Origin of the sequence: Bifidobacterium bohemicum DSM 22767, from assembly GCF_000741525.1 — a bacterium.
Taxonomy (GTDB): domain Bacteria; phylum Actinomycetota; class Actinomycetes; order Actinomycetales; family Bifidobacteriaceae; genus Bifidobacterium; species Bifidobacterium bohemicum.
Map to the genome: position 1 here is coordinate 632630 of NZ_JGYP01000002.1, position 25164 is coordinate 657793.

Annotated in this window: 18 protein-coding genes, 2 tRNA genes and 1 pseudogene; 12 read left to right on the forward strand and 9 right to left on the reverse strand. The window is 57.8% G+C overall.

Annotated features, from left to right (window positions below):
• Positions 1-11 precede the first annotated feature (11 nt).
• The 5 genes from BBOH_RS04865 to BBOH_RS04885 all read left to right on the forward strand — a co-directional run bounded on the left by BBOH_RS04865 (position 12) and on the right by BBOH_RS04885 (position 7332).
• Positions 12-1184: a hypothetical protein gene (locus BBOH_RS04865; protein ID WP_143242495.1), complete on the forward strand. Its 1173-nt coding sequence runs from the start codon at positions 12-14 to the stop codon at positions 1182-1184.
• An 11-nt stretch (positions 1185-1195) separates the two neighbouring features.
• Positions 1196-1819: a hypothetical protein gene (locus tag BBOH_RS08260; RefSeq protein ID WP_052118223.1), complete on the forward strand. Its 624-nt coding sequence runs from the start codon at positions 1196-1198 to the stop codon at positions 1817-1819.
• Between the two features lie 250 nt (positions 1820-2069).
• Entirely contained in the window at positions 2070-2507 is a 438-nt protein-coding gene (locus BBOH_RS08265; RefSeq protein WP_143242497.1) for a hypothetical protein, read from the forward strand.
• 235 nt (positions 2508-2742) lie between these two features.
• Entirely contained in the window at positions 2743-5580 is a 2838-nt protein-coding gene (locus tag BBOH_RS04880; protein ID WP_033522256.1) for a phosphoenolpyruvate carboxylase, read from the forward strand.
• Between the two features lie 417 nt (positions 5581-5997).
• Positions 5998-7332, forward strand: a complete 1335-nt coding sequence (locus tag BBOH_RS04885) for an ATP-binding protein (RefSeq protein WP_033522254.1) — start codon at positions 5998-6000, stop codon at positions 7330-7332.
• A gap of 522 nt (positions 7333-7854) precedes the next feature.
• Here the strand turns inward: BBOH_RS04885 and BBOH_RS09565 are convergent.
• From BBOH_RS09565 to BBOH_RS04900, 3 genes are all read right to left on the reverse strand, one after another.
• Complete coding sequence (locus BBOH_RS09565) at positions 7855-8196, reverse strand: BspA family leucine-rich repeat surface protein (RefSeq protein ID WP_033522252.1); 342 nt, start codon at positions 8194-8196, stop codon at positions 7855-7857.
• 170 nt (positions 8197-8366) lie between these two features.
• Positions 8367-10274, reverse strand: a complete 1908-nt coding sequence (locus BBOH_RS04895) for an FAD-dependent oxidoreductase (protein ID WP_033522302.1) — start codon at positions 10272-10274, stop codon at positions 8367-8369.
• A gap of 223 nt (positions 10275-10497) precedes the next feature.
• A complete protein-coding gene (locus BBOH_RS04900) occupies positions 10498-11061 on the reverse strand; it encodes a redoxin domain-containing protein (protein WP_033522250.1) in 564 nt (187 codons plus the stop codon).
• Between the two features lie 666 nt (positions 11062-11727).
• On the opposite strand from BBOH_RS04900, the gene BBOH_RS04905 reads away from it, so the two are divergent.
• Positions 11728-12465 carry a carbonic anhydrase gene (locus BBOH_RS04905; RefSeq protein ID WP_033522300.1) on the forward strand — a complete coding sequence of 246 codons (738 nt, stop codon included), beginning with the start codon at positions 11728-11730 and terminating at the stop codon, positions 12463-12465.
• A gap of 339 nt (positions 12466-12804) precedes the next feature.
• Here the strand turns inward: BBOH_RS04905 and BBOH_RS04910 are convergent, their stop codons facing one another.
• The 4 genes from BBOH_RS04910 to BBOH_RS04925 all read right to left on the reverse strand — a co-directional run bounded on the left by BBOH_RS04910 (position 12805) and on the right by BBOH_RS04925 (position 18493).
• Positions 12805-14940 (reverse strand): alpha-galactosidase, encoded by a 2136-nt coding sequence (locus BBOH_RS04910; RefSeq protein ID WP_033522249.1) that lies wholly within the window; start codon positions 14938-14940, stop codon positions 12805-12807.
• Between the two features lie 221 nt (positions 14941-15161).
• Positions 15162-16079, reverse strand: a complete 918-nt coding sequence (locus BBOH_RS04915; protein WP_237743138.1) for a carbohydrate ABC transporter permease — start codon at positions 16077-16079, stop codon at positions 15162-15164.
• Between the two features lie 2 nt (positions 16080-16081).
• On the reverse strand, positions 16082-17050 hold the full coding sequence (locus tag BBOH_RS04920) for a carbohydrate ABC transporter permease (RefSeq protein ID WP_169740237.1): 969 nt from the start codon (positions 17048-17050) through the stop codon (positions 16082-16084).
• Between the two features lie 186 nt (positions 17051-17236).
• Positions 17237-18493, reverse strand: a complete 1257-nt coding sequence (locus tag BBOH_RS04925; RefSeq protein WP_033522247.1) for an ABC transporter substrate-binding protein — start codon at positions 18491-18493, stop codon at positions 17237-17239.
• A gap of 273 nt (positions 18494-18766) precedes the next feature.
• Between BBOH_RS04925 and BBOH_RS04930 the strand changes: the two genes are divergently transcribed.
• From BBOH_RS04930 to BBOH_RS04945, 4 genes and pseudogenes are all read left to right on the forward strand, one after another.
• Positions 18767-19759: a LacI family DNA-binding transcriptional regulator gene (locus BBOH_RS04930; RefSeq protein ID WP_033522245.1), complete on the forward strand. Its 993-nt coding sequence runs from the start codon at positions 18767-18769 to the stop codon at positions 19757-19759.
• Between the two features lie 217 nt (positions 19760-19976).
• A complete protein-coding gene (locus BBOH_RS04935) occupies positions 19977-21290 on the forward strand; it encodes a hemolysin family protein (protein ID WP_033522243.1) in 1314 nt (437 codons plus the stop codon).
• A gap of 84 nt (positions 21291-21374) precedes the next feature.
• Positions 21375-21668, forward strand: a pseudogene (locus BBOH_RS09250) (Fic family protein); the annotation flags it as partial.
• Positions 21669-21931: 263 nt separating this feature from the next.
• Complete coding sequence (locus BBOH_RS04945; protein WP_033522239.1) at positions 21932-22429, forward strand: Dps family protein; 498 nt, start codon at positions 21932-21934, stop codon at positions 22427-22429.
• Between the two features lie 314 nt (positions 22430-22743).
• Here BBOH_RS04945 and BBOH_RS04950 read toward each other — a convergent pair whose 3' ends face one another.
• Positions 22744-23508 (reverse strand): SDR family oxidoreductase, encoded by a 765-nt coding sequence (locus tag BBOH_RS04950; RefSeq protein ID WP_033522234.1) that lies wholly within the window; start codon positions 23506-23508, stop codon positions 22744-22746.
• Between the two features lie 128 nt (positions 23509-23636).
• Complete coding sequence (locus BBOH_RS04955; RefSeq protein ID WP_420305097.1) at positions 23637-24233, reverse strand: M48 family metallopeptidase; 597 nt, start codon at positions 24231-24233, stop codon at positions 23637-23639.
• A 259-nt stretch (positions 24234-24492) separates the two neighbouring features.
• Here BBOH_RS04955 and BBOH_RS04960 point away from each other — a divergent pair.
• Both BBOH_RS04960 and BBOH_RS04965 read left to right on the forward strand, forming a co-directional pair.
• Positions 24493-24566 (forward strand) — tRNA-Ile (locus BBOH_RS04960).
• Positions 24567-24625: 59 nt separating this feature from the next.
• A tRNA-Ala gene (locus tag BBOH_RS04965) sits at positions 24626-24698 on the forward strand.
• The last annotated feature ends 466 nt before the right edge of the window (positions 24699-25164 follow it).

A 25164-nucleotide genomic window follows, 5' to 3' on the forward strand; every position in this document is an offset into this window, starting at 1 on the left:
AGGTGCGAATGATGGCAGAACGCAGGGATTTCACAGCGAACACCAAGCAACAGCTGATGCATTGGGCTGAAGAGATCGAGGCGGAAAGCGGTTGGGACAAGTTTGCCGACTTGTCCGAAGAATCTTTCGAGATGGGACTGCTGCCAATATTGCTCAGAGATACGATCGAAACAAGTTCAGACACCACCGACAAATACAAGCGCACCCTCCTTGAGATCAACGATGCCTCGAAACGACAGATCGTGGGGATCTGGTCGAAAGTGAATAACGACGCGAGCACTGCACTGACCAATTTCGTGGCGACCCAGTCAGACCTCGAGGGTTTCCGAAGGCAGGTCGACATCCTTGCGCAGGCAATGGGCGCCGGTTCCACAACCGGAACGTTGGACCTCTCCTATATAGCCGGAGCCCTCAACGGCATCGACGATTACAACAAGAAAAGCAAGCTCTTCCACGAGATGGCCAGCACGAAGGGGCTCGCAAGCAAGACCGCTCATGACACCAAGACAGCTCCGGCGTTACTCGAAGCACTCAAGACGATGGGAGGTAAGTTCGCCAAGTACCTGCCGAATCTGGAAGTCGGACAGGAGTGGAGCATACCCGTCGGCCCGGGACTCGAGCTGACCTACCGGGTGTCAGCGAGAGACGGCGACGGCAGAACCACCCTCAGCGTGCCGGGATACGTCGCCAAAGACCAGCGCGGCGAACTGCTAAGCATGATTTCGGAAAGCCAGGACCTCAGCTCCGTTCGCATCGACGATAACGGCCGCCCCGTCAACACGCCGGGGAACAAGGACTATACCGAGTGGACCAGCGGCATCAACGCCAATCCTTCCGCCGGATTAGGTGGCTCTTGGAGCCGTAAGCACGGGGACAAGACACAAACATTTACGCTCAACGTCAATCGAAAATCACTCACGGTCACCGTAGGCGTATCCCAAGACGTCGGCAATAGCTGCTCCGTCGCTTCGGAACTCGGACTGTCCGCCGCGTTGGAGAATCATTGGGTGCACTTCCGCAAACCGCAACCAGTGCGACAGCCAGTATCCATACCATCACTGAACCTGAATTGGGAGGTTCAGCCGCTGCCACCAGCAACTAAGACCGCCATTGAAACCGAAATCCTTGTTACCGGCGCCTTGTTGCTACTACTCCTTCTCCTTCTAGGATTTACACTCGCTTAATCGGAACCACCATGACACACCGCAACCGCACACGCCGCACCGACAGGATCCTCGCACTCCTGCTCTGCATCGCCGCCATCCTCACGCCGCTGGCCGCATGCGGACCACACCGACCACAACCCACGCCCGCACGGCCCAAAACCGAGAAAATCACCTACCCCGCCGACTTCGTACGACGGTGCATGTACGACAAAAATATCCACACCCCGAAGGCCGTCGCCAAGGACATGAGGGAGCGCCAAAAGGAGTTCTACACCGACGCCTACGCCACCAAAAACGGGGACGTGGTCGGCATCGTCACCGAACAACAACGCCAGGCCAACATCAAGGACAACGACGAATGGATCGGCAGCGGCGAAAGGACGTTCACCGACCAGAACCCCGACTACCACTACGAGGTCAGCCCAGACGAAACCGAAATGAAAATATGGGCCAACAAGGACCTCGCACCCCTCCCGGGTTTCGGCATCATGGGGCAGACACCCCTCTACTACGGGTACAACTACTACATGAAACGCCACACCGGGCCATGGGACATGCGGATCACCATCTACAACTGCCACACCAACCAGATGATCACCACCTACAAATTCACCCAAACCCCTCAAATCAACATGGCAACCCTGGGAGACTGAACCATGACACGCCGCAACCCCCACACATACTGACGCACGAATCATAAAGCAACGCAATGATTGAACAAAGGAGATAACCATGGAACAAGCAGTCACCCTCTTCAATGGAACGGTGGAAATAAGTTTACCTAACGGATATGAACCAGTTAACGCCCGACCCAACGACAGCACGCATCCGACACCTCCGCCATTCATTGCAGCTTTGATGGCCGAATTACAAAAGTCGTTCACTGACGAGGACAGATCAGATATGCTGCAATCACGAACCCACGAGCTTTTCCGACGGGGTCATAACGCTTACGTCGCGGCAAGCTTGACGGGGCGCGACTGGGATGCGGCCAAACTCAATGAACGTCTCGACGGCTACTACCAAGGCATCGCGCGAAGTCTCCCGCTCGTCGCAAATGCTGAAATCGCAACCCGCCAAGCCAACAGCATCGACGAAGGCGACGAAACCACCAGCGGCAAGTCCATCGGCCTGATTCGCTACACGTTCGCCACTCCCCGGCACGACTGGTTCGCCAACACACTGCTGCTGCCGGCTGGCGAGCAGGAAGCCGTAATCAATATGGCATGCGACACGGAGCAACTACCAGCGCGCGCGATCGAGTTCATGTCCATCGCCGATTCCGCCAAGCTAGCAGGCACGGCCACATCGGATGTGCAGGCCGTGGACTCCAACCTCTGACCGGCGGCAGGTCCGACAGACCGAAGAATGCATGAGCTTTCATGGCACAAGTCCGTCCACAGTGCGGCCATCATGGGCGGCGCGCACGCAAAATGTCGCTTAGCTCACTCTACAATCGGAAGCGAACTTACCGGAAGATGGCTTTGGGCTCGCAACGACCGGCACCACAACCGCGGAGGAGCCGCGGAATGTCGGCAGATCAGGCAACCATGCGACCGGTTTGAAGGAGGAACTGATGTCAAATCAGCCAACAAGCAATACATCCGACGATGCGCGGGCAACGCACCCGGGCGACACGGTATTTACCGCCGGTGTCGGCACCAAAAGCCCCGAAGAGCATGAACTGCCGGAATCACTGAAAAGCGACCTGGACCTCTGCCTCGATATCCTGCGCAAAGTGCTGGGGGAGTACGACAAAGACCTGCTTTCCACATTCGACACCGTGCGCGGCTACGCCGTCAAAGCCAGCGCCGAGCACTATTCGGAGACCATCGGCAATGCCGAGACCAAGGAAGACAACCTCGAGAAGGCCGTCAAGGTCATCGACGGACTCAACGTGCATGACGCGCAGTTGCTGGCACGGGCCTTCACCACGTACTTCCATCTGGCGAACCTGTGCGAGGAGAACTACCGCGTCTCCACGCTGCACGACCGCGAGGCCGAGGTCGGCGAAAACGCCGCCACCGACCCCGTCAACGAACTCACGGGCGCATATCACCAGCTCATCGGTGAAATGGGTCCCGCGAAGGCCAAGGAGCTGCTGGACAAGCTTGAGTTCCACCCCGTGTTCACCGCGCACCCCACCGAGGCGCGGCGCAAGGCCGTCGAAGGCAAGATCCGCCGTATCGCAACGTTGCTTTCAGCCGGCAAACTGCTGGGCGGGTCCGACAAGAAAGAGAACATGCGGCGCCTGTACAACGAGGTCGACGCCCTGTTCCGCACCTCGCCGATCGCCCTGAAGAAGCCGACCCCCGTGGAGGAGGCCGACACGATTCTCGACATCTTCGACAACACCCTGTTCAATACGATTCCGCAGGTCTACCGCCGCTTCGACGACTGGCTGCTGGGCGACAAGGCCGGCACTGTCGAACCGCAGTGCCCTGCGTTCTTCCACCCCGGCAGCTGGATCGGCTCGGACCGCGACGGCAACCCGAACGTCACCGCGAAGGTGAGTCGCACCGTGGCGCGCAAATTCAGCGATCACGCGATTTCCGCGCTCGAAAACGCGACCCGTCGTGCGGGCACGAACCTTACGATGGAGGCGGTCACCACTCCGCCGAGCGACGAGCTGATCAACCTGTGGAACCATCAGAAGGAGATGAGCGAGCGGCTGACGGACAAGGCGTTGCTGATCTCCACGCAGGAGCTTCACCGCGCCGTGATGCTCGTCATGGCCGACAGATTGCATTACACTATTGAGCGGGACGCTGATCTGATGTACAAGAGCTGCGACGACTTCATCGCGGACCTCAAAGTGGTGCAGCGTTCGCTCGTGGCAGCCGGTGCGCCTCGGGCCGCCTATGGTTCGTTGCAGGACGTGATCTGGCAGGCACAGACCTTCGGCTTCCACCTGGTCGAGATGGAGTTCCGCCAGCATTCACTGGTGCATTCACGAGCATTGGAGGACATCCGCGAGCACGGCCTGCACGGCGAGCGCGGAGAGCTTCAGCCGATGACGCACGAGGTGCTCGACACCTTCCGCGCCTTGGGGTCGATCCAGAAGCGTCACGGGCAGAAGGCTGCGCGGCGCTATATCATCTCCTTCACCAAGTCGGCGCAGAACGTACGCGACGTCTACGAGCTCAACCGCATGGCTTTCGCCCATCCGGAGGATGTGCCCACCATCGACGTCATTCCGCTGTTCGAGCAGTTGGAAGACTTGCAGAACTGCGTAAGCGTGCTGGATGAAATGATCAGGATTCCCGAGGTTCAGGCGCGGCTTAAGGCCACGGGCGGCAGGCTTGAGGTGATGCTCGGCTATTCGGATTCCTCCAAGGACGCCGGCCCGACCACCGCCACGCTGGCTTTGCACTCGGCGCAGGGGCGCATCGCCGCGTGGGCCAAGGAACACGACATCGATCTGACGCTGTTCCACGGTCGTGGCGGAGCGGTCGGTCGAGGCGGCGGGCCCGCGAACCGGGCTGTGCTCGCGCAGCCGGTCGGTTCGGTGAACTGCCGTTTCAAGCTCACCGAGCAGGGGGAGAGCATTTTCGCGCGTTACGGCAACCAGGTGCTTGCCATTCGCCATGTCGAATCGGTTGCGGCCGCAACGCTTCTGCAGTCGGCCCCGAGCGTCGAGAAGACCAATACCGACATGACCAGGAAGTACTGGGACATGGCTCAGAAACTCGATGATTCGGCGCATAGGCGCTTCCTCGACCTGCTCAACACCCCTGACTTTACGCCGTGGTTCTCCACCGTCACCCCGCTTACGGAAATTGGCCTGCTGCCGATCGGCTCGCGTCCGGCCAAGCGCGGTCTGGGCGCCAAGTCGCTGGATGACCTGCGCACGATTCCGTGGGTCTTCTCGTGGGCGCAGGCACGCATCAACCTGGCCGCCTGGTACGGCTTGGGCACCGCGTGCGAGGAGTTCGGCGACCTCGATACGTTGCGTGCCGCCTACCGCGAGTGGCCGGTGTTCTCGACGTTCATCGACAACATCGAGATGTCACTGGCCAAAACCGACGAGCGCATCGCGAAGATGTACCTGGCGCTCGGCGACCGCGACGACCTGCGCGACAAGGTGCTTGAGGAGATGGAACTGACCCGCAAGTGGGTACTGAGCATCGTGGGCGACGAATGGCCGTTGCAGCACCGCCATGTGCTCGGCCAGGCCGTGCGCGTGCGTTCGCCCTATGTTGACGCGCTGTCGGTCACTCAGGTGCTCGCCCTGCGCCGCCAGCGCATGCTCGAGGCCGGCGGCGGCCGAACCCTGCCCGCCAATCACGAGGCCCCGAAGCCGAAGAAGGTGGACAACGAGGAGCTCAGCCGCGACCAACAGCGCAGCGGGTTCACCTACCTGATCCTGTGCACCGTGTCCGGCGTGGCCGCCGGTCTGCAAAACACCGGCTGAGTTTCGGCGCACAGGAAACCGGCATTAGCCGAAACGGGGCCTGCAATCCGATTCATATCGCGATGCAGGCCCCGTTCTTTTATCGGTCCGGTTTCCCGCCATCGCGGGACGCCCCGACACAACGCCGATCGACCAACAGCCACGGAGCCACACGCCTACTCACGCGAGGACAGACCCCGCTCTTAACCGCCATTTTGACCTATCAGTCGAAATACAAAATCCCGGGCCTTCAACCACTCATCAATATTGTCAAGTTACAAGCAAACAAGGGAAATCGTACATGATAGGCATCGAATATCCTGTGGAAGCGTGCAAATTATTTATAAAAAATCAGTGAAATCGTGTAGAATAGTATCTAGAAAGTTAGTGAAAACGTGCACAAAGCGGCGTGAAACGTTGGAATGAAGCGGGGATGACATGAAACGACAACTAATGGCTCAACTGGTCACCTGGAAAGACGACCCACAACGCAAGCCGCTCGTACTCGACGGCGCACGGCAGACGGGCAAGACGTGGATAGCCCGGGAATTCGGCCGCACGCACTTCAAACGGGTCGCCTACGTCTCCCTGCAGGACGACCCGGCGATGCAGGAGCTTTTCGCCGGTTCGCTGCGCCCGGAGCGCCTTATCTCCGGCATCGCGCTGGCGGCGGGCACGCGCATCGATCCGGCCGACACCCTCATCGTACTCGATGAGGTGCAGGAAGTGCCGCACGCGGTGGAATCACTGAAATACTTTGCCGAAGAAGCCCCGCAGTACCCGATCATCGCAACCGGCTCGACGCTGGGCATCACCATTCACCGCAACGTCTCGTTTCCGGTCGGAAAAGTCGACGTGCTACGTCTTTATCCGTTCTCATTCCGTGAGTTTCTCAACGCTTGCGGACAAGACCAGCTGACGCAGATCCTTGAAAGCGGGGACACGGATCTGATGACCGTATTCCATGAAAGATTCATGGAATACCTCAAATATTACATGGTCGTGGGCGGCATGCCCGAAGCGGTGCAGGCCTTCATCGACACTTACCCCGGCGTCGATTTCGAGCGAATTACCCGCATTCAAACGGCCATCGAACACGGTTACCGCAGCGACTTTTCAAAATACCCCGATGACATGCCGCAAGGGTTTGCACTGCGTCTGACTCAATTGTGGGATTCCCTGCCGCAACAGCTTGCGCGTGAGACCAAGAAATTCACGTATAGCGCCATCAAACCTGGCGCGCGCGGCCGAGAATACGACCTTGCGATCCAGCGTCTGCAGGACTCGTCACTGGTCACTCAGGTTCCACGCGCAAGAACCGTCGAATACCCGCTGCCGATGTTCGTGGACCGGTCCGCCTTCAAACTGTTCACCATGGACACCGGTTTGCTGCGTGAGATGAGCGGCATCGAGCCGCAGACCATTTTGGAGGGCGACAAGGTGTTCCGCACCGCCAAAGGCGCACTGGCCGAGCAGCTGGTCTGCCAGGAGCTGGTTGCCGCCGGTTTTGAGCCATATTATTGGACGGACACCAACGCGGCACACGAGCTGGACTTCCTCGTTCAAATCGACGGTCGAGTCATGCCGATCGAGGTGAAGGCCGGCGGCAATCTCAAGTCAACAAGCCTTAAATATGCAATGCGCAAATTCGGCATCACCTCCGCCGTACGCTTTTCATCCCTTCCGCCCCGCCACGACGGAGCGATCATCGACCTCCCGCTTTACGCGGTGAGCACACTGAAATCTCGGCCGCTCCAGCCGCAAAAGCAATAAGGTGCGAGACGCAGTTTGCCGCTAATCCGTCCGATGCCGTAGATTCGCAAGAGGCCGCAGTGACACCCGTCCGGCAAGCCACTGTCATATAGGATTACCACGCTTGCGGCTGAAACAGCCAGCCAGCACCGAAAACAAACGTCATAAGCAATGCACCAACAATTGACACGACGCCCTTAGATCGGTAATTCCCCGGTGTACGGCAACGCAGACACCGGTTGAATGACGACCGGAAACGGATTGGCACCCTCATCCGCAATATAGGTGCCCCGCCGAGTTGCTCACACCGCCCGCTCGGCCGAGGCGCCGGTGGCGCCCCAGGCCGAGTTCGTCCGTCCGCTCGCCGTTGGGCACCTCCTACCAATCAAGACTGTCGGAACCATAAACCCCCAATGGTGACGGCCGGCCTTCGAGCAGACCAACCCAGCCCATCATACGTTTGGGTTTGGCCGGCCGTCGTGGGTATCTCAAGGCCCGGGTCCCCTATGGTGCCGAGCTTGCTGGCGCCGTAAAACAGGAGATTTACATTGCTGACTTTACAAGTGTGCCATCTGGATAAATCAAGTTACTCAAGCTCCGGGTCTTAGTAAATATGCCTCGCATGTTGGTGACGTTCCGGGTGTTCCACTTGGATATACCGTCAGGTTGTCGAATCTCGTTCGCGACGCAGAACACGCTATCCATGTTCGTGACGTTGCCGGTATTCCAGGTTTCAAATCTGTCAATGGTCTCAAGCAGCGGAGTCACCCGGAACATGCAGTGGAGATCAGTGGCTTGGCTGACAGCGAGGTGAGTGACGTCAATGGTCTTGACACTAGGCAAGTTGGAGAAGGAGATATCGGCGCTTGCATCGTCATTTAGCACCGCTACTTAGTCTGAACAAAGTGCGAAAAGTACCGGAATCATCGTCTAGTTCCCATATTCCGGCCTGCTAAAGTGCGAAAAGTGCCAAAATCGCACTTTAGCTATATCACGCATGGGCCATCTGAATGACAATTTCAAGGAAGATGACATTCATGAGGGCATGGCCGAAACTACGCCTCGTCGATCAGGTCGAGCATCTGCGGCACAGTCTTCTTGCCGAACTCGACCTTCTGGCTGGTCGAGCCATCGGCGGCCGTCTTGTTGACGACGATGCAGGGCACGCTCATGGCGCCGTACTGGTTCTGCAACTCCGGGAAGTGCGAGATGTCGTAGGCCTCGGCGCGCACGGCGGGGTTGCCGGCGGCGATGCGCTGGGCGGAGAGAACGGTCGTGGGGCACATCGTGCAGGTCAGCGAGACCAGAACCATGACGTCCACGGACGCGGGAGTTCCGGCGGAGGCGGCGGAACCGGCAGCCCCGCCATCGGCGATGGACGCGATACGTTTCTCGCTGTCGTCATCCACCTTTTGGCCCGGGCCGGCGGCATTGTAGAGGCCAAGTACGAACGAGTTAAACTCGTGGCCGCTGGGTACGCCGTGGAAGGCCAGCCCGGTGGGCCTGAGCCGGCCCCCGTCGGACTCGTCGATCGTGCAGATGCGCACGCACGGGCGCACAAGCGGCAGGGGCGCCGTGACGTCGAATTTCGCACGGCCGTTCGCATCCAACTCGACGGAGCCATCGGCAGGCACGCCCGAGCCGGCTGCCAGACCGGCGGAACCGGACGAATCATGACCCTCGCCGTCAGCCACCACAGCAGTCAACTTGCCGTCGCTCAACGCCACCAATTCGTCGATGAACCCTTGCAACTGAGCCGAAAGCGGGGTTCGGTCCAACTCAAGCGACAGCCCCACCGGACGCGCCATGCGGGAGAACACGGCATCAAGCTGCTTGCGAATCCCGTCATTGAAGAAACCGGAGGTCTTGGAACGCGGAGCGCCGGTCTTGTCGGCGGCGGAAACAGCGGAGGATGGGGCGGGCGATGTGCCGGAGACCCTTGCCGCTGCCTCCTCGGCGGCCTCACGCCGCTCATACTTCGAGGAGGTGGGGCGAGGCGGCACCAAACCGGTCTTCTCGCTCAGATCCTTGGCGTACCGTTCGAGCTCCACGGCCGCCACCGCCCCGTCGGAGACGGCGGTGACCACCTGCCGCAGGTTCTTCTGACGCAGATCACCGGCCGCGTACACGCCGGCCGCGGAGGTCTCAAGAAAACCGTGCGTCACCACGTATCCCCATTCATCGAGGTCGACCACGTCCTTTAACAGATCGGTCTGCGGCAGGTACCCGGCGAAGACGAAAACGCCGAAACTATCGCTCAGAGTGGGTTTCCATGTGGTCTCTTCACCGGTTTTCGAATCCACCAGCGTAGCTTCGACCAACCCACCCTGTCCGGCAGAAACCGCCTTGAGCTCGGTATGATAACGGATCTCGATCTTCGGATTGGCCTTGGCCTCCGCGGCCACGGCCTCGTCGCAGGTGAAGTCATCGCTGCGGGCGATGACGGTAACCTTTTTGGCGTATTTGGTCAAGAATACCGATTCCTCGGCGGCGGAGAAGCCACCGCCCACGACCAGCACTTCCTTGCCGTTGAAGAACTCGCCGTCACAGGTTGCGCAATAGGAAACGCCGCGACCAGCGTATTCCGCCTCGCCCTCGAAGCCGATCTTGCGAGGGTTGGCGCCGGTGGCGATAAGAACGCCAAACGTCTTCAAGTCACCACGGTTGGTGTGTATGGTTTTGATGTCGTCCTGCACATCGAGGCCAGTGACCTCCGCAGACATGAACTCGGCACCGAAATCCTCGGCCTGCCCGCGCATAATGGACGTGAGCTGGCGCCCCTCGATCGACGCGACCCCCGGGTAATTGACCACCCTGTTCGTAATGGTGACCTGCCCGCCGTACTCATCCTTCTCCACAATCAGGACGCGATATCGAGCGCGCGCGAGGTACAGCCCGGCCGTGAGTCCGGCTGGCCCGCCTCCGATCACCACGACATCATACAAATCATCCTGCTGTTTCATGCTTTTCTCCCGCATCCTGCCTTAATCCTACCGACGGTCCACACTGCAATACTCTAGCGCTCCGCTATTGAAAAGCTAGATTGTCAATCGGTCTCTATCCCGTAGGCACTTTACACCGGAACCGCGGAAGCCTCCAGAGAGCCTTGGAACTCCGCCATTCTCCACAAAACGTTTCCCATGGTATTGCCGTAAAGTGCCTACGGAACGAAACGACAGGGTCCGATCAGAGCTGGCCGACCAGATCCAGGCTCGGCTCGATGGTCTCGTCGCCGGGGGTCCAATTGGCCGGGCACACCTGATCACCGTGCTCGTAGACGAACTGCGAGGCCTTGACACGACGCAGAATCTCCTCGGCGTTGCGTCCGACGTTCGAGGAAATGACCTCGTAGGCAACCACCTTGCCGTCCGGGCTGATGATGAAGTCACCACGCTCGGCCTGGCCGTTGACCTCATCATAGGTGTCGAGGTCGCGGGCGAGCTTGTTGGTCGGGTCGGCGATCATCGGGAACTGGATCTTGTTGATCTTCTCGTTGGCCTCGTGCCAAGCCTTGTGAACGAACTCGGTGTCGTGCGACACGGAATAGATCTCGCAGCCCGCGTCCTTGAATTCGCCATAGTGGTCGGCAAGATCCTCGAGCTCGGTGGGGCACACGAAGCTGAAATCGTTGGGATAGAAGAAGAACAGCGACCAGTGGCCGAGCACGTCCTTCTTGGAGATCTGCTTGATCTCGTTGTCCTGGTAGTAGTTGGAAGTGAAATCCATCAGCTCGTGCTGCAACATCGTCATATCTAATCATTCCTCCGTCCTGAATGCCCTTTCACGGGCACTCATTGCGATATCGTGCGACAACGATCCGCCGATTCGCAAACAACCACGAACCGGATTCCCGCATGTCCGCTTATCGCGCCATGCTACCGCCCATCCGAACAAGTCGGAAGTAACCGCCCCTCTTACCGACGTATCTTTACGCGCTTTGAACCACCCTTGCGCCCAACGGCGAACAACCATTCGGCATTACGACAGCCACACGCGAATCGTCCACGACCATGACGAGCACGAGTACAGCGGACAAAACCGCAACGGTCAACAAACGTGAAGCGAAGATATCACAGCGCCACCTCCGCTGGAGGCAACCCCCGGAACACCGCCGCTTCGAGCCGACCGGCATGCCTTCCTGCGACGACGCCCCACCCGCAGGGGAATACCGAACCCCCCCCCCGGCACATCGGCGGTCCCGGGTCATCTCGAAACCACCCGCACGATCGAACGGGGACGGTAGTATCGTCAGGAACGAGACACCGTCAAGACGGGCAGCCAAAGCCGACTCCGCACGCACGGCGAACAAGGAGGATCACGATGACCACCGGCCAAGCCACCACACGTTCCGAGCTCTTTGACGCACACGACGACCCAAGTTCGCCCGAATCAACGGCCAACGCCACCTGGAGCCGCATGCTGGAAGGCAACTCGCGCTTCGCGGCAGGCACACCCGAACACCCCTGGCAGGACCGCGAGACGCGGGAATCCCTGATCGACGGACAGCACCCCGACGCGGCGGTGCTCGCCTGCTCCGACTCGCGCGTGCCGCCCGAAATCATCTTCGACCAAGGACTTGGCAACATGTTCACCGTGCGCACAGCGGGCCAGATCATCGACGACGCGGTGATTGCGTCGCTTGAATACGCGGTGACGCACCTGCATGTGAGCCTGCTCGTGGTGCTCGGTCACGAACATTGCGGGGCCGTGGCCGGGGCCGTCGAAGAACTCGACGAGCTTGCCGCGAGCACCGGAATCGACCTGAATGCAGCCGATGGCGATGCGATGCAACCGGCGTCGGGAGTCGACAACGCGATTACCGGCAACGCAACTGCCGACGCGATTCTCAACGCGAACAGCGGCATGCCCATTGATGCAACGGGCGGCGAAGACGACCCGTTTGACCAGCTTGAAACGCTGGTGACAGAGGCGGAATCCGTCATTCTGCGCTCAGTCGGGGCCTCCGTGTTATCGGCTCGTGAAGCCGAACTGACCGATCACGACGATTTCGAACGCGTACATATCGCACGCACAATCGAGACCCTGGTCGACCGGTCGTCCATCATCCAGTATGCACTGGCAGAGCAACGACTTTCGATCGTCGGCGCACGCTATCGTCTGACGGACGGCAAAGTCGAGGTGTTGTCGTTCTGAGACATGACACTTCGTTGGTTCAGTTGACGATCTTGGCCTACAATCCTGTTTTTATGTAAATGCCCGGGAAGAGCGCAGACCGCCGCCGTCAAAACCGCAACGCCGCCAACTACACAGGCGTGGGGCAAGACCTGACTATACGAAACCAGATTGATCAAATCGTTCTTGTCGTAAAACTCGCCAGTGATGGGGAGACACGGGCCGCATCGGACTCATCGGGTCGTCAAGCCGCAGTATCCACCGCCCTTGCCTCGAACATAGCGTGGTCTCCCACGGTAATAAGCCTTGGTAGACCACGCATATCTCGAAGTGGCAGGATTTGGCGCAAGACCGAAACTGCTACTGTCGCACAATATCGATGAGGCGGGCAGTTTCGGGCCGGCAGCGCGGAATGCGGATGCCGACCTTTGCCAGATACTCTCCAGTTACCGCCACATCACCTATCGGACCATAGGAATCGAAGGACTCAAGCGGCGCGGAAAGCTCGGAAACCCCAGTCCAGCGAAGCTTATACCGAGCTGACGGATCGAGGCCGGGCACCCGCAAGTAGACCCCGCGGTTTGAATCGGACTCCTCATATTGCACATGCTCGATAATGGCCCGCGAGCCGTCCTGCGCGACCGCGCCGAAACCAAGTACCGTCGGGTCGGGAACATCCAATCGAACGAACCGACCGCCGTGAAGCAGGCCACGATTGGCTTTATACCAAGCAATCCAAGTCGCAAGTTGATCCAAGTCGTCGGCGTCGGCCTCGGTGATGTCCCATTCGATCCCGAAACCAAAGAACACTGCCGTGGCGGCCCGGAAAGCAAGACTGAAAGTTCGCCCCGTTTGCTGCGAGGAGGGTTGCGAGATATGTGCGCCAATGTATTCAGGCGCAACAGTCTGTGCGGTCCAACGCTGGATCTTCTGCCGGCTCAAGGCGTCGGTCATATCCGAGCACCAGAAGCGCGAAACCTTCTCAACCACGCCGGTATCGATGCGCCCGCCGCCGGAAGCACACGACTCCCATTCGATTTCGGGGAACCGTTCGCGGAAGGCATCCAGCAGGCGGTAGAAAGCCGTCGTCTGCTCATGCACCGCCGGCGCACCGCCATGCTGATTCGAACCGGCCTCAAGCAGGAAGCGGTTGTGATCCCACTTCACGTAGTCGACGCCAGTCCGCTCCAGAACCTCACTTATCGACTCATACACATAACTGAACGCCGCAGGATTGGTCAGGTCAAGCACCAACTGATTGCGCTGTTCGATTGGCGTCCGTTCGCCGGCCTGCATAATCCAATCCGGATGCTTGCGATAAAGGTCAGAATCCTGGTTGATCATCTCCGGCTCAATCCACAGGCCGAACTGCATGCCACGGGAGTGCACGTAATCCGACAACGGTTTCAGCCCGTCCGGCCATACATCTTCATCAATCCACCAATCTCCAAGGCCGGCATGGTCGTCACGACGCAGATGGAACCAGCCGTCGTCCAACACGTACCGCTCGATGCCGATGCGCGCGGCACGGTCCGCGATCTCCCTGAGCTTGTCGAAATCATGGTGGAAGGTCACCGCCTCCCACACGTTGAGCGTCGCCGGCTGACTCTTGGGATGCGTGGGCAGCGAGCGCTCCCAGGCGTGCACACTTTGGGCGGCGCCATCGAGTCCATTGTCGGAGGCGGTAACCATGACCCAAGGGGTGGTGTAGCTTTCGCCGCTTTCCAGCACGATCTCTCCGGGCAGCAACAATTCGCCTGCGTTGATGCCGGCGGTCTGCTCATCGTCCCGTTCGACGGCGACGGTAGAATTACCGCTCCACGCGACCTGGACCATGAGCACCGATCCATGACCGAAATCGAATCCCGGAGTGCCTGCCACAATCAGCGGCCCCGCGTAACCTGGCTTGCCTTTGCGGAACTCGCGCAGCCACATGCCATCAGCCACTTCATGACGCTGTGGCTGACGTTCACGCTCATGGCGACCCGCAAAATCCATAATCTCGGTCATGTCGTCACGAAGTGGAATATGCACGTCAAGACCGTCAAGCACATAAGTCCCGTCCTCAGAACCACCGATGTTGGTCAGCATATGGCGAACGCGTAGCGACCCGCCGACTAATGCCTCTACCTGTGTGACCAAGTCGAGCTTAGCGTCGGCATCCCGTGCCGAGTATGACAAAATGTTCGCCTCGACATTCACTCCCTCGGTAAGCACAAACCTAGGTGACCACGAACACCCTACGACCTTTTTCCCGACATCAACACCGATTCGCTGTCCACGCAGGCTCGGCCTGGTAAACAGATCGAGCGCATGCTCAACAAAGAGCGCACGCGGCCGCGGATCCTGATAGGGGAATTCAACTTCACCCACGCCTTCAGGATCATCAACCGCAAAGAACGCAACCACGTTCGGCAGGTCGCCTCCGATCTCGGCATCATTCATTGCCATGCGCGTCTGTGGAGTCTGACCGGTGGCATTTGTTGGAAACAGCATGGTTGTTTTCCCCTTATTTGTCTCACGTCTTACGGTTCTCGCCATTCGCGGAGCCATCACACGACTGTGATCCCTTGCAAAAACCGAGACCTTGGAACGATTCCTATAATCTTAAATTTCGATTTCGAATTGTTGTCTTGACCGTGATACCGTTTTTCATACTTTGAACAGCGGAATCACGATACATTTTTATATTTCATCGCCGCAATTACATCACTCCTTTATTTGACTGCGCCGGCGACCATGCCCGCAATGAAGTACTTCTGCAAAAATACGTAGGCCACCACCATCGGCACGGCGGCGATTAACGCTGCCGCAGCCGCAATGCCCAAGTTATTGGTGTTCGCAGAGAAGAACGACGCCACGCGCGGAGCGATGGTCTGCCTGGCCGTGTCAGTGAGGATGTAGCTTGAAAGGGCATAGTCATTCCACACCGTCGAACCAGTCATGATGACCACGGTGGCCGTCACTGGTTTAAGCATCGGCAGGATGAGGCGCAAAAACACTTGAAGTCTGTTGGCACCGTCAATCGTACCGGCCTCGTCAATAGCCGGCGGAATCGCTTTGATAAACGCCGTATAAAGGAACACCGCAAGCGGCAGGTTCGTTGCCGTCAGGACCAAAATGATGCCCCAGTAGGTGTTCGCCGCATTAATCTTCACCAAGAACGAATAAAGCGGCACTAGAATCGAAAGCGGCGGAATCATCATCATCGAAAGAATGAAAGCCGATACCGCACCGTTGAATCGTGTCTGACGGCGGGCCAACGGATAGGCCGCCATCGCGCCGAATACACACACAAGTACCGTGGTGCAGACCGTCACGATCACACTGTTGAACACGGAGGTGAGAATCCCCCCTTCTGTGATCGCCGTAGTCCAGTTGTCCCAAGCCAAATTGTGCATACGCGGGACAAGAGCGGAGGTCATGTCATCGGCAGGCTTAAGCGAGGAGGTAACCGCTAGGTAGAACGGCAACAGCTGGCAAACGATGACGACGCCGAGGAAAAAGTAGATCGCCCAACGCCCGCGTCGGTAATTCTTACGCTCTTGGCAAGCCTCGCGCATTTCGGTTGATTCGTGCGCAAGGAGGTCGCCTACGGAACCTGCGCCATTTGATTGTATGGTTTTCTGACTCATGATCACTCCCACTCCAGCTTGGTCAGGCCCTTATTGACGAGGAAGGTGACCATTGCAATGACGATGAACAGGACCACACCGATTGCCGAAGCATAGCCGGCTGCTTGATTGTCGAAATACACCGTGCTGATATAGGTCGAAAGCGAGTTGGTCGAATAGCCCGGACCTCCGCCGGTAAGCACCTTGATGACATCGTAAAGTTTGAGACCTCCGATGAGGTTGAGTACCACGCTAGTGGTGAAGGATGGCGCAAGAAGTGGTAACTGCACATGCCAGAACTTGTTCCACCCATGGGCGCCATCAACCTCTGCGGCCTCCAACACCTCCTGATCCATGGTTTGCAAACCGGATAGATAGATGATCATCGACACGCCAACGAACTGAATGGAGTTGACCAAGACGATAATCGCCACCGAAAAATGCGCGTTGTTGAACCACGCCACCTTCGGGAACCCGAGCCAGACGAGAATTTGGTTAAGCGCGCCCTGCTGATATTGAAAGATGAAATAATACATTATTCCCATCACGACTGGCGCCACGAGAGCAGGCAAATAAATAATCGCACGGATGAGCGTCTTCCCGTGAATCTTGGTGTTGAGCAGAAGGGCGAGCGCCAGGCCCAGTATCTGCTGGACCACTGTGCTGCCCACGCCGTAGATGAAGGTATTGAGCAGGATGACACCAAAATTGTGGTCCTTCAGAATCTGTCCGTAATTGGCCAGACCAATGAAGGTTTTGTTGGCATTGTAGCCATCCCAATTGGTCAGGGAATACCCGATTCCCGAAATCAGTGGGTAGATGATGAAAATTGCAAGAATGAGGACGACAGGCGCGTAGAACAGGTTGACAGATGCGCCGGCGAACCGTTTACGCCTGCGCTCTCGAGTTTCGCCCGAATTTGTCCTGTCGGCCCCCTGCCGCAGCGCTGTCTGTTGTCGCTGCGCGACCGACGATGTTGTATTACTAGACACGATTGCTTCCTAATGTTGATGTACTGCTTGATTCCAGCCGTCCGCTCCCAGGCCATTTGTCACCGAGGAGCGGGCGCCATTCGGCCTCATCGAAGCGGAGAGCCTGAAGCGCTACCTAAGACGGGGCTTTAGACGATCAAATCGCCACAGCGAGTGGCGCGGCTTACAAAAACCGCGCCGGAGCAATCAGGACTTCTGTCCGTAAAGGCTTTCAAACGAGGTCTTCATCTGGTCGGCTGCCGCAGAAGGAGAAAGCTGGCCGGTGATGATGCCGTCAGTGGACTTGGCAAGTGTGGTATACATGCCGTTGGGCAGATACTTGCGGTCAAAGAACGGCACCGTCTGCGTCTTCTTCTCATTGACCCAGTAATCATAGGTGTCTTGGAATTGGCCTAAAGCCGCAGGGACGTTCTTCAGTGCGGAATCGTTCATGCTCACCTTCACCAGCTCCTTCATATTCTCAGGCTTTGCGAGGAAGTCGATGAACTTCAGCGCGGTCTGCTTGTGCTTGCTGGTCTTCGAGACGCCAAACGCAAATTCCTCACCAGCGGAAAAGTAAGGCTTGCCGACCTTGGACGGCACCGGCATCATACCAAGCTTCACATCGGGGTTGAAGGACTCCATCATCTGCCCGAAGGTATTGCTGCGGAGGAAGAAGGCGGCTTTGTTCGAGGCCATATAGCGGTAGTCGTCATCCGGTGAAGCGGATACATAGTCTACATTGAAGTACTTTGAATCGGCCCATTTCTTGACCATGGACGCATATTCCTCAAAGTTCTTTGTAGTGAACTTACCCTTCTGCAGCCGTTCGAGATCGGACTTTTCGTGAAGCCCCGGAAGCAGATAGTCCGCGATGTCGCCTTGGATTCCGAAATCCTTGGGCGAGGCGACGATAGGGGTAAGTCCCGCAGCCTTGACCTTCTCACAGGCTTGGTCGAAGTCATCCCAGGTATTCAGGGCCTTCGGGTCGACGCCAGCCTGCTCGAGGACAGTCTTGTTATACATGATTCCGGAGACCTGCAAATCGGCGGGTAGCCCGTAGATATTACCGTTCTTATCCTTGAGGAAGTCGTCACAGATCGGCTTGACCTGCTTGGCCCAGGAACGGTTCTGCAACGGTTCGAGGAAGTTGCCGTAGCGGTCACGTGACCATCCGTGAGTGGCCCAAATATCAGGAGGATTGTGGCCGGCCAGACGGACCTTGATATCGTTTTCCGCATTATCCGAGCTAGCCGTGGCCTTGATGGTCACTCCGGGATTCTCCTTCTCGAACTTCTTCGCCATGGTCTGGAGAATTTTCAGGCGTGGTGTTCCGGTGCCTTGCATCGTCATGAATTCAATCGTCTCGCCACCCGACGAACTCGACCCTGAGCCGCATGCAGTCAGTGGAGCCATCAACAACATCCCGCATATCAAGGATGCGGCAATCTTCCTTCTTTTCATCTTCCCACCTCTACGTGATTCGATGTTATCTTTTACGCCAGCTCAAGATGTATTCGCAGTTGAATTTCTTTCGCTGGTCATCTTAATGCTACACGTGTAGAAAGAAATGTGCAAATTACTAGAATCGGATGGTATTGAACTTGATAATTGTTTTATTTATAAGGATAAGACTACTTGAGTTATCATTTCGATCTCTGTTTTATCGTGTAGATTGAGCGTATCTTGTATTATTGTGGTTGCGAGTAGAAGTTCCGATTACCAATGAAGGAAACGATGGCTAAAACGGCAGAAACGGCAACACGTAATGACGTGGCACGGCTAGCAAACGTCTCTACAGCCGTAGTAAGCTACGTTTTCAATAACGGCCCGCGTAACGTGTCACCCAAGACCGCACAAAAAGTTCGAGAGGCGGCGGAAAAACTCAATTACACACCGAATTCCATCGCACGAGCGTTGCGAACCGGAAATTCGAAAACCCTGGGCGTGGTAATCACCGAGTTCACCAACCCATTCGCGGAAAGCATCTACGAGGAACTTGAGTTGCGGGCTGCAGAAAAGGGATACTCCCTTCTTTTTGCCACCTCGCACCGTGAACCAGAGAAGGAAAAGAAAGCAATCCGACAACTTTTGAACCGTAAAGTGGACGCGCTTTTCATATCACCGTGCGAAAACGTCGATACTTTCTCCCCGACATACGATGAATGCAGATTCGTCATTTTCGATGTCGACCGCAGGATCCCCAATGCCGCAACCGTGTCCACAGATTACGTCAGCGCAGTGGAAATGGGCATGGATCACATGTTTAAGCACGGCCATACAGACATTGCACTCCTGATCGGTAACGCAAGCAACGGCATCAGCGATGGCCGCATCAGGGGCTGGTATCAGGCATACAAAAAACGAGGTCTACCTGCTGGACACATAGAATATACCGAATTCTCACGTACGGGGGGATACAACGCGATGATGCGAATCCTAGACCTCCCCAAAAGGCCAACAGCCGTCATCACCGGGTCCGACCTCATGGCATTCGGAGCATTGCGTGCCCTTCGCAATCGGAACGTAAAAGTTCCCGATGAGATGGCAATCATTTCATTTGACGGGACAATCGATTCACAATATACCAATCCGGAACTGACCGTACTGCAACAAGACCCTAAAGCAATTGCGGAAATCGGACTTAAAGCCGCCATCGATCCCAATATGAAGCCGGATCTCCATCTGCTGGATGCGAAACTAGTCGTACGCGAATCCTGCGGGTGCTAGGGGAGCGGAGTTCCGAAAGAGCAAACCGTGCTGCATCATGGGCGAAAAGGTTCCAATTACCTACATATGAGACATTTTAGGCAGCCATACCCATTGAACAAAGGTGAGTTGCAGGGATAATGAGCAGGACGGCAGAGAATCGTCGGCATCCATACGCTTAACGGTCGGCGGCCTTACCTGCAAACACAATTCGCGCCTTACACCTACACTGAAAAACATGTCGCTTGGACTCAACGTTTTATTGGTGCTCGTATTCCTGCTCCTGGGGTCGGTCTTCTCCGGCACGGAGCTCGCGCTGGTGAGCCTCCGCGCCTCCCAACTCGACCAAATGGAGCAGGAGGACGAGCGCGGCGCAAAGGTCGCCAGAATCGCACGCGACCCGAACACGTTCCTGTCCACGGTCCAAATCGGGGTAACGCTTTCTGGATTCTTTTCGGCATCGTTCGGTGAGTCCGCCATCACACCGCACCTTGTGCCGATCGTGGTGGGTTGGGGAGTGCCGGAACGCATCGCGGCCCCCACGACCACCATCGTTCTCACGCTTATCATTTCGTACTGCTCGATCGTGATCTCCGAACTTGCCCCCAAGCGCATCGCCATGCAGCGCACGGAGCAGATCGCGAGGGCCGCGGTGCCCGCCATCGACATCTTCGCGAAAATCTGCCGCCCTCTGATCTGGGTGATCGGCAAAAGCACCAACGGCGTGGTGCGCCTGCTCGGCTTCGATCCGAACGAAACCGAAAGCGAGGTCTCGGACGACGAGCTGCGCGTGCTGGTCAACTCGAACACGCGCCTGAGCCGCGACGAACGCACGATTCTGGACGACGTGTTCGATGCCTCCGACACCATAGTCGCGGAGGTGATGAAGCCGCGCGCCGACGTGGTGTTTCTCGAAGGCGACAAGTCCATCGCGGAGGCCGCCGCATACGTGCGCGGGATGCCGTACTCACGCTACCCCGTCTCCGGTCGCGATTTTGATGACATCCTAGGCTTTGTGCACGTGCGGGATCTGTTGGACGTGCGCAACCCGAACGCAAAGACAGTGGCCGACGTGACGCGCGAGGGCATTTCACTGCCCGGCACCTCTAAACTGCTGCCGAGCCTCCAGCGCCTGCGCAAATGCGGCATTCACCTGGCCGTGGTCATCGACGAGTACGGCGGCACGGACGGCATCGTGACGCTTGAAGACATGACCGAGGAGCTCGTCGGTGACATCTGGGACGAGTACGACCTGCCGGAAGACAAACGTCCCGAAGCCGCCGACGGCAAGGACGGCCAGCCTTCGGCCTTCGTCAACGGTGTGGCCACGATCGACGGCGGCATGACAATCGAGGACTTCGCCGACCTGACCGGCATCGAACTTGAGGATGGTCCTTACGAGACGGTCGCGGGTTACTTCCTCGCTCACACCGGTCGGATGGGCGAGGTGGGCGAGACCCTGCAATCCGACGACGGCTACAACATGACGGTCACGAAGGTGGACGACCGCCGCATCGAGACCATCGAGGTGCGCAAGAACGGGGACGAGTAGCAAGTTTTAACCAGTTTTCTGCACCATCTACGATTTACCCGCATCAATTCGCTATAATATGATGCAGAAAACGGTGCAGATACCATGCATAACTACGGAGAGTCCGGGCAAGAGCTGTTGACGACGCAAACCGTGAACCTGCTCAACGCCGTCCATGAAGCCAAAGGACGCCAAAACACCCAACTACGAATCAGGCCAAAGCTGGCGGAACCCCTGCTTCATATGGCTCGTATCCAAAGCACCGACGCATCGAACCGTATCGAAGGAATCTCGACCACCGACAAACGCTTGGTCGGCATCGTCAGCGAGAAAGTCGCTCCACAAAACCGCGCCGAAGAGGAAATCGCCGGATACCGCGATGTGCTGAACACCATCCACACGCCCACAAGGCGCGCGGCAGTGCCCCCGCCGTACCAGCACCACAATAATCCCACGAAAAACACTTGCAGATAGCGCCGTCTGACCGGCAATGAGCGCAAACCTCAGTTTGTCTTAACGCGCAATACACGACGAACAGTATGAACGAAAACGGCGAGACAGCAACGTTTGCAGGCCCCGCGAACATATGCAACGGTTCCACGCCGCACACCATGAGCCTGTAGAATAGATGTTACATGAATTACTCCAAAGAAAGGGAAATCATGGCAACAGAATTCTTGAACCCGGGCCTCGATCAGGCCACGTCCGACAAAATCGTCTCGATCCTGCAGAACCGCTTGGCGCAGGAAGAGGAGGCCTCGCTGATCCTCAAGCACGCGCACTGGAACGTCGCGGGCCCCAGCTTCATCGGCGTGCACGAGATGCTCGACCCTGAGGTTGACGCGGTTCGCAACATGGCCGATGAAACCGCCGAGCGCATCGCCACTTTGGGCGGCAGCGCGCAGGGCACGCCGGAGTCCATCATCGAGAACCGCACCTGGTCCAGGTTCACGCTGATGGGCCGCCAGAACACGCAGGACTACCTCAAGGCTCTCATCGACTATTACGCCGACTTCATCACGGCCGAGCGCAACGCCTATAAGGAGCTCGACGAACTCGACATCATCAGCTCCAACATCATGCAGGATCACGTGCAGGAGCTTGAGCACTTCAACTGGTTCATGAACAGCCACTTGATCTGCGAGACGCCGAAGGCCTGAACCAAGGCACAAAGCATATGTGGCAGCCGATGATGCACTGCCACATATGCAACCATGTCGTGTTCCATGTATCAGATGGAGCACGACACTTCGTTTTTATATATTGTCTGCGCGCCGGTCTGCTCGTCGATCACGCGTTCCGGTCACGACATTCCCGTTCGGTAGGCGCCTTTCCTTGACGCTCATGGTATATGGGCGAATAAAACGGCGAGACTCCGCCATTCTCATCCGAAGAATTTCGGGACTCTCCGTAGAAAGTGCCTACGTGGCAACTTTGTTCCGTAGGCACTTTATCGAGCCGCCGCCGACCGGTTCTACCGATGATAGACGCGTTGCGCCGAAGCCTGCGCGCGCGGACGGACCACCAGTGAATCGACATCGACCGTGTCAGGCTGATCGAGCGCCCATCGGATGCATTCGGCTATATCCTCGGCGGTCAGGGGGTTTGGCACGCCCGCATAGACCGCGTCGGCCTTGGCCTGATCGCCGTGGAAGCGGTTGAGCGAGAATTCCTCGGTCGCCACCATGCCGGGGGAGACGTCAATGACACGCAACGGCTTGCCCACTTCCTCGAACCGCAAGGTTTGGGCGAACACACGCTCGGCTGATTTGGCGGCGCAGTAGCCGGCGCCGCCCTCGTAAGCCTCAATGCCGGCGACCGAGGAAATGACGACCACGGTGCCGCCGCCGGGTGCGACCTCGAGCGCCGGTAGGAGTTTCTGGGTGATGCGAAGAGTGCCGAGCACATTTATGTCATACATCTTGCGCCAGTCCTCGACGTTGCATTGGGCTATACGGTCCTGGCCGATTGCGCCGCCCGCGCAATTTATCAGCGCCTTGACCTGGCCGCCCGCAAGGATCCTTTCGACTGCACCCTGAACCGACGCATCATCGGTCACGTCGCACACAATCGGCTCGCAGGCATCAGCGCCAAGCTCGGCGACCAAATCGCGCAGCCGTTCCTCACGCCGCGCCAACGCGACGACCTTCCAGCCCTCGTTCGCCAAAGCCACCGCAGTTGCCCTTCCGATGCCGCTTGAAGCGCCGGTTACCACAACTCGTTTGTTTGAATTCGTCATGATTCTCACCGTCCTTTGAAACACTTACATTCTACCTGTGGTGCGCCACCGTCTTCAGGCCCCATTTCGTTCCGTGAGCATTTTCTTACTGAACGTGCGGGCGCCCGTTCAACACCCCCGGAACGCAGTCACCACGTGGTTTCGCGGTTGAGGTCGCGTCTGGCCGCGCGCCAGCCCGGCAAGTAGCCGTCCATCCGTCGCTGGAACCCTGCGCCATGGCCTCTTTCCCAAAAGTGTGTGAGCTCGTGGACCAGCACATATTCCAGGAATCGCGGCTCCATGAGCCCCAACTGGAGATTGAGCCGGATGCACCCGGTCGCCGGCGTGCAAGAGCCCCAGCGTGACCGCATGGCCCTGAGGGTGATGCACGTAGGTTCCCGGCCGACAATCGGCGTCCATTTCTCGAGCAGGCCGGGAATTTGCGCGTCGAGGTTACGTCGGGCCTCACGCATCAGTTCGTCGGTCCATTCCCTCGGCGGCGCATCGCTCAGTTGCCTGCGCTGTCGTGCGATCCATGCATTATGGCTCCGCACGAACGCCATGACTTGTCGGTCTGTGGTCTGCTGGGGGGCGCTCACCATTATGGTGCCGACCCGCGGGTCAACCCGTAGATACATGTTACGCATCGTTTTGCGCTTCACCTCAACGGTCATTCCATCGACTTCGAGCACCGACCGCGAAACGGCACGGGTTGAAGGTTTACAAGAACCAAGGCGATAAGGCATGGCACGATTATCCCTCGCTCGTCTGACCTGCGTGCCCGGGGTGGGGCATGTGACATGCATGTGCTTTTCTTCTATCGTGATGTTGTGCGGCGTGCCGGTATTCGAGGCGTATGAACCGCTGGGACACGATGTTCCGGCGGCAACCCAGCGCTACGGAGGAATGGCATTTTCAGTCCGCGACACGCTTAGGAGCAAAAATGTTGACGGTTGTCCAACGTCACAGTAAGCTAAATACTTGTACGTCTTAGGACGTGATGATGGGCCCGTAGCTCAGCTGGTTAGAGCGCATCCCTGATAAGGATGAGGTCGGAGGTTCAAGTCCTCCCGGGCCCACGCAAGTTCCAAGAGACCCTTTACGACATTGGTGAATCAGCCTTGGAACAGTGCACAACGGGGCTATGGCGCAGCTGGTAGCGCATCTGCTTTGCAAGCAGAGGGTCAGGAGTTCGAGTCTCCTTAGCTCCACAAGACATCTTATTTATTTCTAACCTGCTTTTTCTGAAGTTGTTGTTACTTCCTGGTCATCCACAACTCGCGTAGGCGAACTAGTCAATGCCCATTCCGAGGACTGACGTGTATCTGTGGTCATCTTCAGGTCGGCGTGACCCAGCCATGCCCACGCACTGTTGACGGGGACACCGGCCTTGAGCCAGTTGATCGCCGGTATGTGCCGTGTGCCAAAGGGCATGAATGACCATATCGCCGTAATCGCCATGTTGCATCCTCCATACTGGCATACGCAATCATTCCGGTGAGCCTGCCATGCCAGACCCAGCCGCCTACACGCAAACCGGCCGTTCGGAGACTACCATTATGGCAGGGAGACCGGCCCACGGAGCCGAGAAGTCGTGCTTCATCAGACGATCAAGAACGCCTTTTGCTTCGTTAGCGCCGCACGACCGCCGCGCGAGCGGCCCGACCAGACCCTGGA

Excerpts from the sequence above, each read along its gene's own strand:
- BBOH_RS04915 (WP_237743138.1), bottom strand. The coding sequence starts at position 16,079 with ATGAGTCAGAAAACCATACAATCAAATGGCGCAGGTTCCGTAGGCGAC.
- BBOH_RS08265 (WP_143242497.1), top strand. The coding sequence starts at position 2,070 with ATGCTGCAATCACGAACCCACGAGCTTTTCCGACGGGGTCATAACGCT.
- BBOH_RS04955 (WP_420305097.1), bottom strand. The coding sequence starts at position 24,233 with ATGCCTTATCGCCTTGGTTCTTGTAAACCTTCAACCCGTGCCGTTTCG.
- BBOH_RS04950 (WP_033522234.1), bottom strand. The coding sequence starts at position 23,508 with ATGACGAATTCAAACAAACGAGTTGTGGTAACCGGCGCTTCAAGCGGC.
- BBOH_RS08260 (WP_052118223.1), top strand. The coding sequence starts at position 1,196 with ATGACACACCGCAACCGCACACGCCGCACCGACAGGATCCTCGCACTC.
- BBOH_RS04930 (WP_033522245.1), top strand. The coding sequence starts at position 18,767 with ATGGCTAAAACGGCAGAAACGGCAACACGTAATGACGTGGCACGGCTA.
- BBOH_RS04880 (WP_033522256.1), top strand. The coding sequence starts at position 2,743 with ATGTCAAATCAGCCAACAAGCAATACATCCGACGATGCGCGGGCAACG.
- BBOH_RS04935 (WP_033522243.1), top strand. The coding sequence starts at position 19,977 with ATGTCGCTTGGACTCAACGTTTTATTGGTGCTCGTATTCCTGCTCCTG.
- BBOH_RS04900 (WP_033522250.1), bottom strand. The coding sequence starts at position 11,061 with ATGACGATGTTGCAGCACGAGCTGATGGATTTCACTTCCAACTACTAC.
- BBOH_RS04945 (WP_033522239.1), top strand. The coding sequence starts at position 21,932 with ATGGCAACAGAATTCTTGAACCCGGGCCTCGATCAGGCCACGTCCGAC.
- BBOH_RS04905 (WP_033522300.1), top strand. The coding sequence starts at position 11,728 with ATGCTGGAAGGCAACTCGCGCTTCGCGGCAGGCACACCCGAACACCCC.
- BBOH_RS04895 (WP_033522302.1), bottom strand. The coding sequence starts at position 10,274 with ATGAAACAGCAGGATGATTTGTATGATGTCGTGGTGATCGGAGGCGGG.
- BBOH_RS04925 (WP_033522247.1), bottom strand. The coding sequence starts at position 18,493 with ATGAAAAGAAGGAAGATTGCCGCATCCTTGATATGCGGGATGTTGTTG.
- BBOH_RS04865 (WP_143242495.1), top strand. The coding sequence starts at position 12 with ATGGCAGAACGCAGGGATTTCACAGCGAACACCAAGCAACAGCTGATG.
- BBOH_RS04885 (WP_033522254.1), top strand. The coding sequence starts at position 5,998 with ATGAAACGACAACTAATGGCTCAACTGGTCACCTGGAAAGACGACCCA.
- BBOH_RS04910 (WP_033522249.1), bottom strand. The coding sequence starts at position 14,940 with ATGCTGTTTCCAACAAATGCCACCGGTCAGACTCCACAGACGCGCATG.